Origin of the sequence: Kocuria rosea (genome assembly GCF_023715525.1) — a bacterium.
Lineage (GTDB): Bacteria > Actinomycetota > Actinomycetes > Actinomycetales > Micrococcaceae > Kocuria > Kocuria rosea_A.
This window is the reverse complement of the sequence record NZ_JAMBOG010000042.1, coordinates 1-11,234: the sequence shown is the minus strand read 5'-3', so window position 1 is coordinate 11,234 and position 11,234 is coordinate 1. Positions and strand designations below refer to the sequence as shown.

The following is an 11,234-nucleotide window of genomic DNA, read 5'->3' as shown; positions in this document are numbered from 1 at the left end:
GGGGACATCAGCTGGGCCGCCGGCAGCCAGGGCAGCCCGGCGGCGGGCATGCAGTAGGTGCAGCGCAGATTGCACTTGTCGATCACCGACAGCCGCAGATCCGTGGCCCGGCGCCCATGCCGGTCCATCAGCCCCGCCGCGCGCCCAGCACCACTGGGCACCAGCTCGGCACCACGGACCTGCGGAATGCCCAGGGAAACGCTCATCTCACAGCCTCGGGGTCTCGGCCGGCGCACCGGGAGGGTGCGCCGGGCTCGTCCGACCAGTCTAGTCAGCGTCCGGCATGCGGAGAACGGCGGCCGCCGGGCCTCCGGCGTCGTCGGGCGGCGCCGCCGCGTCGAGCCGTTCCAGGGCGTCCGTCCAGCGGGCCCGGCGCTGCTCGGGGGTCTGCTCCCACCAGGGCGTCCCCCGCTCGCCGAGACCCGTCTTCGCCAGCTGCACCCGGTCCCGCACGGCCCGCAGCTCGGCCTCCGTGCCGCTCCGCCGGACCGTGCGCACCGCGGAGCGGGCCCGGCCCAGGTGCGACTTCAGCCGGGCCTCGACCTGCTGCGGCAGCTCGGGGTCCTGACGGCGCCACCGGCGGCCGTCCACCACGATCCAGCGACCGTCGTCGGTGAGCTCCACCTCGCGTCGTGCCATGCGCCGATTCTGCCAGGGCCGGGCCCGTCCTGGCTCCGGGCCTCCCGCCCTCCGCCTACGCTGGGGGGATGAGCAGGCACGCCCATCCCCCGGCCCGCGGCGTCGAGGCCCACCGCCGGGCCGTGACCGACGCCCTCCGGGACCTGCGCCCGCCCGTGCAGCGCGTCCCGCTGCGTCAGGCGCTCGGCCGGGTCCTGGCCCTGGACGTGGTGGCGCCCCTGAGCCTGCAGCCCTTCGACAACGCGCAGATGGACGGCTTCGCGATCCGCGCCGCCGACAGCCGCCGGCCCGCCGGGGAGGACGGGACGGTGCCGTTCGTCGTCGCCGCCCCCGTGCCCGCCGGGCACGTCCCGCAGCCCCTCGCCCCGGGGCAGGCGGCCCCGATCATGACCGGCGCGCCGCTGCCGCCGGACGCGGACGCCGTGGTCCCGGTGGAGGAGGCGCTGCCCCGCGGGTTCCCGGCCCCGGGCGCGGCCGTGCGGCTCCCCGGTGCGCAGCCGGCCGGGCGGTTCGTGCGCCGCGCCGGGGAGGACATCGAGACGGGGGAGAGGGCCCTGCGCGCGGGACAGCGGCTGACCCCCGCCCGGATCGGGCTGGCGGCGGCCCTCGGGCTGGCCGAGCTGCCGGTGCGAGCCCGGCCGCGCGCGGTGGTCTACACGACCGGCGACGAGGTGGTGGCCCCCGGCGCCCAGCGCGGCCCCGCCCAGATCTACGACGCCAACGCGGCGATCCTGTCCGCCCAGCTCGCGGAGGCCGGTGTCGAGGTGGCCGGCGCCCACCTGGTACCCGACGACGCCGGGGCCTTCTCCGAGCGGCTCGCCGCCGACGCCGCGCACGCCCCGGACCTCTTCGTGTCCTCCGGCGGGGTCAGCGAGGGCGCCTACGAGGTGATCCGCCAGGTGCTGGCGTCCCGCGGGGAGTTCGTGCACGTCGCGATGCAGCCGGGCGGTCCGCAGGGCCTGGCGGTCGCGCACGGGGTGCCGTTCGTGTGCCTGCCGGGCAACCCCGTCAGCACCCTCGTGTCCTTCGAGATGTTCCTGCGCCCGGCCCTGACCGCGGTGCTCGGCGCCCCGGCCCCCCGGCCGCGCCTGACCGCGCCGCTCGCGGAGGCCGTGCGGCCCTTGCCCGGCAGGACGCAGGTGCGCCGCGCCGTGTGGGACGGCACCGCGGTGGCCCTGGCCGGCGGGCCCGGCTCGCACCTGCTGGCGGCGGCCGCCCGCGCCAACGCCCTCGCCGTGCTCCCGCCGGGCGACGCCGAGCTGCCGGCCGGGACCCCGGTCGAGCTCCTCCTGCTGGACTGAGCCGTGGTCCGCGGAGACGAACGGTGGCCCTTGCCGTAGCATCCGTTCATCTGGGGGAACTGTCCTTCCGAGGCAGGTGGGGGCGGACGATTCCGGATGACCCGCCGGGCCCGTCTGCCCGGCGGGCCTGCACCGCGTCGAACACATGGAGGAGCCGGCTGATGAGCGACATCGACCACGGGGGCCCGGCACCGGCCGCCCCGGACCGTGACGAGCACGGGTTCAAGAAGGTCCTCGGCCGGCTCGACGCCATCGCCCTGGGCTTCGGGGCCATGATCGGGTTCGGCTGGGTGATCCTCACCGGGGACTGGCTGGCCGAGGCCGGCACCATGGGGGCGGTTCTGGCCCTGCTGACCGGGGGACTGATCATGGCCGTGGTGGGCCTGGTCTACGGGGAGCTCGTGGCGGCCATGCCCTACGCCGGCGGGGAGCACAACTACCTCATGCGCGGGATGGGCGCCCGCTGGGCGTTCCTCGGCTCCTGGGCGATCACCGGTGGCTACATCACCATCGTGGCCTTCGAGGCCGTCGCGGTGCCGCGCACGATCCAGTACATCTTCCCGGGCCTGAGCCAGATCCCGCTGTGGACCGTCGCCGGGTTCGAGGTCCACCTCACCTGGGCGCTGGTCGGGGCCCTGTCGGCGGTGGTGATCACCGGAATCAACATCCGCGGGGTCAAGCACGCCTCGGTGGCCCAGATCTTCGTCATCCTCTTCCTGCTCATCGTGGGCCTGATGATGATCTTCGGCGCCTTCGCCCGCGGTTCGGCTACCAACATGGAACCGTTCTTCGCCACCGGATCCACCGGGTTCTTCCTGGTGCTGGTGACCGTGCCGTTCCTGTTCGTCGGTTTCGACGTCATTCCCCAGGTCTCCGAGGAGATGCACCTGCCGGCCAAGCAGCTGGGCGGGACCATCATCACGTCGGTGCTGATGGCCGCCGCCTGGTACGTGATGGTCGTGCTCACCACCTCGTCGGTGATGTCCGTGGCCGACCTGGCGGGCGCGGACATCGCCGTCGCCGACGCCATGGGCGCCGCGTTCGACAGCACCCTGGTGGCCAACCTGCTCATCGCCGGAGGTCTCGCCGGGATCCTCACGTCCTGGAACTCCCTGCTGATGGGCGCCTCCCGGCTGCTGTGGGCGCTGGGGAACTCCCGGATGGTTCCGGCCTGGTTCGGCCGGATGCACCCGAAGTACGGCACCCCGTCCAACGCCCTGCTGTTCGTGGGCGCCATCTCCTTCGTGGCCCCGTTCTTCGGGGCACAGATGCTGGGCTGGCTGGTGGACTCCGGCTCCCCGTCGATCGTCATCGCCTACGCCCTGGTCTCGGTCGTCTTCGTGCTGCTGCGCCGGCGCGAGCCGGAGATGGACCGGCCGTTCCGCATCGGTGGGCGCGGCCGCGGGGGCCTGGTGATCGGCGTGCTCTCCGTGGTGCTGTGCCTGGGACTGATCAGTCTGTATCTGCCCGGGATGCCCGCCTTCCTCAGCGGCCCGGCCTGGACGATCTTCGGGCTGTGGTGGCTGCTGGGCCTGGTGTTCCTCGTGCGCATCCCCAGAGGCATCCGCCCCGGAGCTGACGCCGAGCACCGACTCGTGGCCGAGGTCGAACGACGCCGCGGATGAACGAGCGGGCCGACCGTCCGCCCCGGGGACGGAGAGGCAACGTCGGGCCGTTCGCCGCTCGGCCGTCGGGGACGGAGCGCGCTGCCGGGGTGGATCGGTGAACTTCCCGGTTCCTGCTCAGGGATGAGTGGGGCCGGTGGTGGGCGGGGCGTCGATGGCCTCCAGCGCCTCGGTCATGGCGGAGAAGAAACCGGTGACGGTGGCGGCCTGGTCGGGGGTGAGGCTGGCGGCGACGTCGGTCATCCGCTGGTAGGCGGACTCCAGGAAGGCGTGGAGCCGGGCCCCGTGCTCGGGGGTGGGGACGAGCACCAGGGCGCGCCGGTCGGTGGGGTGGGGGCGGCGGGCGATGTGCCCGCTCTTGGTCAGCCGGTCCAGCAGCGTGGTGGTGGAGGCCGAGGAGATGCCCAGTTTCCGGGCGAGCTCCCCCGGGCCCAGCGGTTGGCCGGCGCGCTCGGCCTCGAGCAGCAGGCGCAGGGCCACCGCGTCCTTCTCGCTCATCCCCAAGGCCTGCCGGGCTCGTTGACGTACTGCCGCTTCGGCGCTCTGGTAGGTGCGCAGCGCCTGCAGAACCTCCACCGCGGCGGGATCGGTGTGCTCACGACCGTTCCAGTATCCGGGGGTCTGCTCGGGCTGTGGGTTCATGGCCCCATCGTACGGCTGGCTTGTATTACGGGATTTTAATAATTCGTCTTTTTAGGTACATTGAGGCCGTTGTGAGTGCCCGGCATCACAGGCCCCCACCGACAGGGCCGGGCGTGGACCGTGAACGAGGAAAGGGCTGGAGATGACCGTGGTGTGCCCCGAGGTGTGGACGATGTGGACCGGCCCTACGCCGCCCAACTCGATGGCTGTCCGCCCCGGGACGCTCCGCCCCGACGTGGCGCCGGACCGGTTGGTGCACTGCGGGCGGCCGATGGCACTTCGTGGACTGGACTGCGACCAGGACTGCACCCGCCGCAACGACGCCGTGCTCGAGGCCGCCGTGAACGGTGCCCGTCTCTATGCCTGCGACTGCGGCTTCCTGCTGGAGGCTTCCGCGCAGGAGGGCCAGCAGATGCTGGCCGAGGCGGAGGAGGTGCCGCTGTTCCAGCCCCTGTTCGCCCGCCGGGTGCTCGCCGCCGCCGGGCGGGTCGAGTCCGCCCAGTGGGGGCTGGACCAGGCCGAGGCCCTCGCTGGCCCCGCCGCAGCCCGGGACGGCGCTGGAGACGCGGAGGTGGAGGCGGCGTGCTGGGCCCTGGACCAGGCCACCGCCTCGCTGGGCGCCGAGCTGGCCCTGGCCGCCCGCCACGGGATGAGTCGCCAGACCCTGGCCGAGGCCGCCGGGGTGCCGGTCGAGGAGGTCGCCGCCCTGCTGGAGAACACCCGCCCCGAGGGGCGGCCGGTCGCCTCCGTCGTGGCCGCCTGAACGCCCGGCGCCCGGTGGTGGTGGCGCGCAGGGCCTCGAGCAGGACCCGCCACTCGGCGGTGTACGGGAAGAGGACCACCTCGGACTTCCCGCCGGCGGGACGGTCATCGGCCTCGCCAAGGGTGGCGTGCTCGGCCCCGAGGGATGTCGGCGAAGACGAGGCTGTCGATCGTCTGCCGGACGCCGTCGATGTGCTGGATGCGGAAGGGCCGGAACTTCGCGAAGGTCCGCACCGCCGGGACCATCTCCTTCCAGGCTCCTTCGTTGCCCTTCTCCGTGTCGACGGCCACCTCCGGGGTCAGCCCGAAGCCGATGTAGGAGTGGGCGTAGACGGTCTGGGCCCCGTTGCCGGTGGAGAGGTGGAGCAGGTCCATGGCCCGCACACGGCCCTCGGCGATGACCCCCGTCGCCGCTGACCGAGACCACCGGGGCACTGGGTGTCGCGGCCGCCTCAGGGTCAGGTCCACGGCGTGCCCGGTGTGCTCGGTGGGCAGCAGCCGGATCTCCGGGGTGCAGGGCAGATCATCGGTCGGCTGGGCGCGGAAGTCGTGGGCGCTGCGGCGCGGCCGCTCCTGCCGGTGGCCCCGTCGGTGGGAATGACCGGCTGCCCAGCACCAGCTCGGTGATCCCGTCGAGCAGCCCACCCCGGGTCGTCGCGTAGCGGTGCAGGCCCATGGGACCCCGGCCCAGCTCGCTGCCCGGCCGGCGCATGGACAGGGCCTCCACGCCTTCGGTGTCCACCGGGGCCAGGGCTGCGGTGAGTACGACCTCCCGGCTCGGCCGCGGCCGGCGGGTCCTGGGCTGCGCACCCGGTGCCCCGCCCTCAAGGGGACCGGGGTCGGGGTCTTCGGCGGGGGAGGACAGGGTGGTCGGAACCCTGCGGTGAGCCGGTGCTGCTGTGCTCCTCGTCTGTGCTCCTCGTCTGCGGTGTGGAACCGCGAAGGAGCGGTTGCCCCCGGCTCTGTCGTCGGGCGCCGCCCGGCGCCCCTGCCGGTCGGGCGGTCATCGGTCCACGGGGTGGGCCGGTTCCCGTCCGTCGAGCACGTCGATGACGGCGTGGGCGGCGGCCAGGCCGGCCCGGGCCCGGGCTTCGACGGTCTGCCCGGCCAGGTGCGAGGTGACGAGCACGTTGTCCATGCCGCGCAGAGGGCTGTGCTCCGACAGCGGTTCGTGGTCGAGGACGTCGAGGGCGGCAGCGGCGATGGTCCCCTCGCGCAGGGCCTCGGCCAGGGCGTGCTCGTCGACGAGCGAGCCGCGGGCGGTGTTGACGAGCACGGCGGTGGGCTTCATGGCGTGCAGCCGTGCCGTGTCGATCAGCGGCGGCCGGGCGGGATCAGCCCGGGCGTGCAGGGACAGGTAGTCCGCCTGCGCCAGGACGGCATCGAGGTCGGTGAAGCGCACGAAGTCGTCCTCGGGGTCGGGATGGGTGGTGCTGGCCAGCACGGTCATGCCCAGGGCGGCGCCGATCCGCGCCACGGCGCGGCCGCTGGGACCGTAGCCCACGATCCCCAGGACGGCCCCGTGGAGCTCACGGCCGGGCTCCCGCGGCCAGGCGCCGTGCCGTACCGCGTGGGTCACGCTCGCGAGGTGGCGGGCCGTCATGATCATCAGGCCGACGGCCATCTCGGCCACGGAGTGGTGGTTGGTCCCAGGGGCGTTGCACACGCGGATGCCCCGGGCGGCAGCGGCGGCGACGTCGACGGAGTCGTAGCCGACGCCGCTGCGCGCCAATACCTTCAGCCGGTCGGCCCCGGTGAGCATCTCGGCGGTGACCGGTTCGGCGGCGAGGATCGCGCCGTCGACGCCCTCGAACAGGGCCTGGCGATCGGCCGGGGCCCGAGGCCCCGTGTAGGGGCAGTGGACGGGCTCGTGGCCGTGATCGCGCAGCAGCCGGTCGACGTCGTCGCCGGGAACGAGGTAGTCGGTGGTGATCAGGATGCGCGCCACGGCAGGGTGTCCTTTCGACGGGTGTTCCAACCTACCGCGCCGGCCCCGGGCGGCATCCCGGGCCGGCGCGGAGAAGTCCGGGAGGGACGCCGCTCAGGCGGTGGTGAGGGAGGTGGCCAGGGCCTCGATGATGGCCTCGGTGATCTCGTTGGTGTCGGCGGTGCCGCCGATGTCGCGGGTGAGGTGACCGGCGGCGGTGGTGGCCTCGATCGCGGCCTCGAGGCGGCGGGCCTCGGTGTGGAGGCCGAAGTGGTCGAGCATCAGCGCCGCGCTGGCGATCGCCCCGATCGGGTTGGCGATCCCCTGCCCGGCGATGTCCGGGGCCGAGCCGTGGACGGGCTCGAACATCGAGGGGAAGCGCCGCTCCGGGTTGAGGTTCGCGCTGGCGGCCAGCCCCAGGCTGCCGGCCATCGCCGAGCCGAGGTCGGAGAGGATGTCGGCGTTGAGGTTCGAGGCGACCACCACCGACAGCTCCTCCGGGCGCAGGATGAACTTCGCGCTCATCGCATCCACCAGCACGGACTCGGTGGCCACGTCCGGGTAGTCGGTGGCGACGCGGGCGAAGACCTCGTCCCACAGCACCATGCCGTACTGCTGGGCGTTGGACTTGGTGACGCTGGAGACCTTCTTCACCTGCCGGGTGCGGGCGAGGTCGAAGGCGAAGCGGATGATGCGCTCACAGCCCTTCTCGGTGAACAGGGAGGACTGGATGGCGACCTCGTTGCCGGGACCGCGGCCGGAGAGGTTGCGCCCGCCGAGCCCGGCGTACTCGCCCTCGCTGTTCTCCCGCACCACCACCCAGTCCAGCTCGGTGTCCTCGGCCGTGCGCAGCGGGGAGACCACCCCGGGGAGGAAGCGCACGGGGCGGATGTTGGCCCACTGGTCGAAGTTCTGGGTGATGTTCAGCCGCAGCCCCCACAGGGACACGTGGTCGGGGACGTTCTCCCACCCGACGGCGCCGAAGTAGATCGCGTCGAAGCCCTGCAGGGCCTCCAGCCCGTCGGGGGCCATCATCACCCCGTGCTGGGCGTAGTACTCGCTGCCCCAGGGGAACTCGGTCCACTCGAAGGAGAACGCCCCGCCCGACTGCCCGGCCAGGGCGTCCAGGACGGTGCGGCCGGCGGCGACGACCTCCTTGCCCACCCCGTCGGCGGGGATCGAGGCGATCGTGAAGACCTGGTGCTCAGCCATCGTGGTGCTCTCCTTGTCGAGGTCTATCTGGTGTTGCCCGCATCACAGCGCGGTGTCAGGTACCAGTAGAGCCCCCGGACATGCCCAGGGTCCAAGACCGGTTTTCCATCCCGCACATAGGAACGCCCTATGGCAGGCGGGGATGCTCCGCTGCGTGCCGGGCGGCGACCTCCAGGAGGGCCCGGGCGGCCTCCGGGTCCCGGGCGTGATGGGACCCGACGTCGTGTGGTGGGTCCGTCCCGACGACGGAAGGACCTCCGGCGATCAGATCCCGCCCCGGCCCTCCAGTTCCCCGGGTGCTGCCCGGGCGGGTCCGGTGAGGAACACTGGGAGCACCAGTCCCGCTCCAGGAGGCCGTCATGAACCCGCGCAAGCTCGGTACGGGAGCCGCCGCCGTCGGCGCCGTGCTCATGGTCCTCGCCGTCCTCGTCGGCCTGCTCGGCAGCGGGGGGATGGCGCAGTGGCCGGCCTGGGTGCTCACCGCGTTCTTCATCGGCCTGGCGGCCCTGCTGTTCGGGGCGGTGGTCGCCCTGGCGAACCGCAACCTGCGGCGCTGACGGGTCTTCCGGGCCGGTCCTGCCCGCTGGCTAGACTGGCCGGGTCCTTCCTCCAGCACGCCGTACAGAACAGGCCTCCATGAAGTCCCTGCCCGCACCACTGCTCCTCGCCGCGACCGCCGTCATCCAGGCGCTGGGCCGGTACGAGTACCACCAGAACGGGATCACCGTGGTGGGCCAGATGCTCTTCCCGATCTTCTTCGCGGTCCTGGCGATCTTCCTCGCCCGCCGCGGCCGGCCGGGCGCCTTCGGCGCGGCCCACCTGGTGCTCGGCGTGGCCGGGGCGGTCCTGTTCGTGCTCAGCCTGGTGGGCCGCAGCGCCACCGTCCCGGAGCTCTACCCCTCCGTCTGGGTGTACTACACGGCCTTCGCGCTGCTGGCCGTCGAGGCGGCCCTGCGCATCGCGGGCACCCCGGGGCGGAGCCACGAGGACACCGCCGCGGGAGGTCCGGACCCGGCCTAGCGGGCCGTGCGCTCGAGCAGCAGCCGGGCCAGCTCCGCCGGCCGCGTCTCCGGGAGCCAGTGCCCGGCGTCCAGCTCGACGAACCGGTAGGGGCCGGTGACGTGCTCCTCGGTCAGCTCCGCGGCCCGCCGGCCCAGGGCGCCGTCCCGGTTGCCCCACGCGTAGGTCGTGGGCACGGCGACCGTCCCGGTGCGCGAGCGGGACAGGGGCAGGGCCCGGTACCAGTTCAGTGCCGCGGTGAGCGCGCCCGGTTCCCGCATCCGGGCAGCGTAGCGGGCGGCCTCCGCGCCGGGCAGCCCCGAGCGGCGCAGCAGCGGCTCCAGGCGCGGGGCGAGCAGCGCCTCGGGCAGCCGGGGCAGCTGGAACAGGCCCACGTAGGCAGAGCGCAGCGCCTGCGGCGAGCTCAGCAGCGACCGGGACAGCGCCTGCGGATGAGGCACCGAGGCGACCGTCAGCGACGCCACCCGCCGCGGGTGCTGCGCGGCGAGGGTCCAGCCCACGATCCCGCCCCAGTCGTGGCCCACGACGTGCGCCCGGTCCAGGGCCGCGGCGTTGAGCAGGGCGACGACGTCCGCGACCAGCAGCTCGGTCCGGTAGGCGGAGCGGCCCTCCGGCCGGGCGCCGGGCGCGTAGCCGCGTTGGTCGGGCACGAGGGTGCGCAGCCCGGCCGCGTGCAGGTCCGGGAGCACCCGCTCCCAGCTCGTGCCGTCCTGCGGGAAGCCGTGCAGCAGCACCACGGGGAACCCGTCCGTGGGCCCCCCGTCGCGCACGTCGAACTCGAGGCCGTCGGTCCGGAAGCGGAGCACTCGGTACATGCGCCCAGCCTAGGCCGACCAAGAGGGACGCGGCCGTGCGGGTGCGGAACCGCGCAGGGCAGTGGTGGGTCAGAATGGGAGGAGCACATCCGCCGCAGCAGCCGAGAGGGATCCCACCGACATGACCGAGCAGCAGCAGGGTCTCACGCACGTCCGGGCGGACGGGTCCGCGCACATGGTGGACGTCTCGGAGAAGCCCGTCACCACCCGCGAGGCCACGGCCACGGCGACGCTGGGCACCCGCCCCGACGTCGTCGAGCAGGTCTTCGCCGCCGACCTCCCCAAGGGGGACGCCCTGCCGGTGGCACGCGTGGCCGGGATCATGGCCGCGAAGAGGACTCCCGAGCTCGTCCCGCTGTGCCACCCCCTGCCGATCAGCAAGGTCGTCGTGGACTTCGAGCGGCTGGCCGACGGCGTGCGGATCACGGCGACCGTGCGGACCCGCGGCGTGACCGGGGTGGAGATGGAGGCCCTGACCGCGGCGTCGGTGGCCGCGCTGACGCTCTACGACATGATCAAGGCCGTGGACAAGCACGCCGTGATCGGGCAGGTCATGGTCCTGGAGAAGTCCGGCGGGAAGTCGGGGGACTGGGCCCGCCCGGGCGGGTACGCGGCGTGAGGACGGCCGCCGTCATCGTCGCCTCGACCCGCGCCGCCGCCGGGGTCTACCAGGACCGGAGCGGGCGGATCGCCGTCGACTGGTTCGGCTCCCACGGCTTCGCGGTCGAGGGCCCGTTCGTCGTGGCCGACGGCGAGGACGTCCGCGCCCAGCTCGAGCGCCTGCTCGTGGAGCGCCCCCCGGAGGAGCGCCCCAGCGTCATCGTGACCAGCGGCGGGACCGGTCTCGCCCCGGACGACCTGACCCCGGAGGTCACCCGCCCCTACCTGGACCGGGAGCTTCCGGGCATCATGGAGGCACTGTGGGCCGAGGGCCGCAGGACCACGCCGCTGGCCGTGCTCAGCCGCGGGCACGCGGGGGTCAGCGGCCACACCTTCGTCGTCAACCTGCCCGGCTCCACGGGCGGGGTCTGGGACGGGCTGAAGGTGCTCGAGCCGCTGCTCGACCACGTCTGCGACCAGCTCGAGGGCCACCGCGACCGCGGCCACGAAGACCCCGGGCGCCCCGGCCCGCACTCCGATCCCCGACTGCGCTAGGAGACCGACCGATGAGCATTTCCGGGCCTGTTGAGGCTGAGACGGTGGTGGTGGGCGCGTTCGTCACGGGTGAGCCGCTGGATCATGCCCGGGCGGTGGCGGCGGTGCAGGAGGCGCGCACCGGGGCGGTGGTCTC

The 11,234-nt window shown here is 73.7% G+C and carries 13 protein-coding genes and 1 pseudogene; 7 read left to right on the top strand and 7 right to left on the bottom strand.

The features are described 5' to 3' along the window. Both M3185_RS16745 and M3185_RS16740 read right to left on the bottom strand, forming a co-directional pair. A pseudogene (locus M3185_RS16745) lies at nt 1-206 on the bottom strand (GTP 3',8-cyclase MoaA); the annotation flags it as partial. Between the two features lie 61 nt (nt 207-267). Beyond that, nucleotides 268-639: a biopolymer transporter Tol gene (locus M3185_RS16740; RefSeq protein WP_251334811.1), complete on the bottom strand. Its 372-nt coding sequence runs from the start codon at nt 637-639 to the stop codon at nt 268-270. A gap of 68 nt (nt 640-707) precedes the next feature. On the opposite strand from M3185_RS16740, the gene M3185_RS16735 reads away from it, so the two are divergent. Together M3185_RS16735 and M3185_RS16730 are read left to right on the top strand one after the other, a co-directional pair. Continuing rightward, nucleotides 708-1,940 (top strand): molybdopterin molybdotransferase MoeA, encoded by a 1,233-nt coding sequence (locus M3185_RS16735; protein ID WP_251334810.1) that lies wholly within the window; start codon nt 708-710, stop codon nt 1,938-1,940. Between the two features lie 161 nt (nt 1,941-2,101). Beyond that, on the top strand, nt 2,102-3,565 hold the full coding sequence (locus tag M3185_RS16730; RefSeq protein ID WP_285860034.1) for an APC family permease: 1,464 nt from the start codon (nt 2,102-2,104) through the stop codon (nt 3,563-3,565). Nucleotides 3,566-3,682: 117 nt separating this feature from the next. Here the strand turns inward: M3185_RS16730 and M3185_RS16725 are convergent, their stop codons facing one another. Continuing rightward, nucleotides 3,683-4,207, bottom strand: coding sequence for a MarR family winged helix-turn-helix transcriptional regulator (locus M3185_RS16725; RefSeq protein ID WP_251334809.1), 525 nt, complete (start codon nt 4,205-4,207; stop codon nt 3,683-3,685). 271 nt (nt 4,208-4,478) lie between these two features. Between M3185_RS16725 and M3185_RS16720 the strand changes: the two genes are divergently transcribed. After that, nucleotides 4,479-4,970: a hypothetical protein gene (locus M3185_RS16720; RefSeq protein ID WP_251334808.1), complete on the top strand. Its 492-nt coding sequence runs from the start codon at nt 4,479-4,481 to the stop codon at nt 4,968-4,970. A gap of 104 nt (nt 4,971-5,074) precedes the next feature. On the opposite strand, the gene M3185_RS16715 is transcribed toward M3185_RS16720, so the two are convergent. From M3185_RS16715 to M3185_RS16705, 3 genes are all read right to left on the bottom strand, one after another. Next, entirely contained in the window at nt 5,075-5,344 is a 270-nt protein-coding gene (locus tag M3185_RS16715) for a hypothetical protein (RefSeq protein WP_251334807.1), read from the bottom strand. Nucleotides 5,345-5,972: 628 nt separating this feature from the next. Then, on the bottom strand, nt 5,973-6,917 hold the full coding sequence (locus M3185_RS16710) for a phosphoglycerate dehydrogenase (protein WP_251334806.1): 945 nt from the start codon (nt 6,915-6,917) through the stop codon (nt 5,973-5,975). A 93-nt stretch (nt 6,918-7,010) separates the two neighbouring features. Beyond that, on the bottom strand, nt 7,011-8,108 hold the full coding sequence (locus M3185_RS16705; protein ID WP_251334805.1) for a tartrate dehydrogenase: 1,098 nt from the start codon (nt 8,106-8,108) through the stop codon (nt 7,011-7,013). Between the two features lie 359 nt (nt 8,109-8,467). On the opposite strand from M3185_RS16705, the gene M3185_RS16700 reads away from it, so the two are divergent. Both M3185_RS16700 and M3185_RS16695 read left to right on the top strand, forming a co-directional pair. After that, nucleotides 8,468-8,665 carry a hypothetical protein gene (locus M3185_RS16700; protein WP_251334804.1) on the top strand — a complete coding sequence of 66 codons (198 nt, stop codon included), beginning with the start codon at nt 8,468-8,470 and terminating at the stop codon, nt 8,663-8,665. A 79-nt stretch (nt 8,666-8,744) separates the two neighbouring features. After that, on the top strand, nt 8,745-9,128 hold the full coding sequence (locus M3185_RS16695; protein ID WP_251334803.1) for a hypothetical protein: 384 nt from the start codon (nt 8,745-8,747) through the stop codon (nt 9,126-9,128). Here the strand turns inward: M3185_RS16695 and M3185_RS16690 are convergent. Then, entirely contained in the window at nt 9,125-9,943 is an 819-nt protein-coding gene (locus tag M3185_RS16690; protein ID WP_251334802.1) for an alpha/beta fold hydrolase, read from the bottom strand. The two genes, M3185_RS16695 and M3185_RS16690, sit on opposite strands and share 4 nt — an antisense overlap. A 121-nt stretch (nt 9,944-10,064) precedes the next feature. Between M3185_RS16690 and moaC the strand changes: the two genes are divergently transcribed. Together moaC and M3185_RS16680 are read left to right on the top strand one after the other, a co-directional pair. After that, nucleotides 10,065-10,562, top strand: a complete 498-nt coding sequence (gene moaC / locus M3185_RS16685; RefSeq protein WP_251334801.1) for a cyclic pyranopterin monophosphate synthase MoaC — start codon at nt 10,065-10,067, stop codon at nt 10,560-10,562. Then, nucleotides 10,559-11,098, top strand: coding sequence for a MogA/MoaB family molybdenum cofactor biosynthesis protein (locus M3185_RS16680; protein ID WP_251334800.1), 540 nt, complete (start codon nt 10,559-10,561; stop codon nt 11,096-11,098). Before moaC ends, M3185_RS16680 begins: the two co-directional genes overlap by 4 nt. Nucleotides 11,099-11,234: the final 136 nt, after the last annotated feature.

Excerpts from the sequence above, each read along its gene's own strand:
- M3185_RS16730 (WP_285860034.1), top strand. The coding sequence starts at position 2,102 with ATGAGCGACATCGACCACGGGGGCCCGGCACCGGCCGCCCCGGACCGT.
- M3185_RS16715 (WP_251334807.1), bottom strand. The coding sequence starts at position 5,344 with ATGGACCTGCTCCACCTCTCCACCGGCAACGGGGCCCAGACCGTCTAC.
- M3185_RS16690 (WP_251334802.1), bottom strand. The coding sequence starts at position 9,943 with ATGTACCGAGTGCTCCGCTTCCGGACCGACGGCCTCGAGTTCGACGTG.
- M3185_RS16720 (WP_251334808.1), top strand. The coding sequence starts at position 4,479 with ATGGCACTTCGTGGACTGGACTGCGACCAGGACTGCACCCGCCGCAAC.
- M3185_RS16740 (WP_251334811.1), bottom strand. The coding sequence starts at position 639 with ATGGCACGACGCGAGGTGGAGCTCACCGACGACGGTCGCTGGATCGTG.
- M3185_RS16700 (WP_251334804.1), top strand. The coding sequence starts at position 8,468 with ATGAACCCGCGCAAGCTCGGTACGGGAGCCGCCGCCGTCGGCGCCGTG.
- moaC (WP_251334801.1), top strand. The coding sequence starts at position 10,065 with ATGACCGAGCAGCAGCAGGGTCTCACGCACGTCCGGGCGGACGGGTCC.
- M3185_RS16705 (WP_251334805.1), bottom strand. The coding sequence starts at position 8,108 with ATGGCTGAGCACCAGGTCTTCACGATCGCCTCGATCCCCGCCGACGGG.
- M3185_RS16735 (WP_251334810.1), top strand. The coding sequence starts at position 708 with ATGAGCAGGCACGCCCATCCCCCGGCCCGCGGCGTCGAGGCCCACCGC.
- M3185_RS16695 (WP_251334803.1), top strand. The coding sequence starts at position 8,745 with ATGAAGTCCCTGCCCGCACCACTGCTCCTCGCCGCGACCGCCGTCATC.
- M3185_RS16725 (WP_251334809.1), bottom strand. The coding sequence starts at position 4,207 with ATGAACCCACAGCCCGAGCAGACCCCCGGATACTGGAACGGTCGTGAG.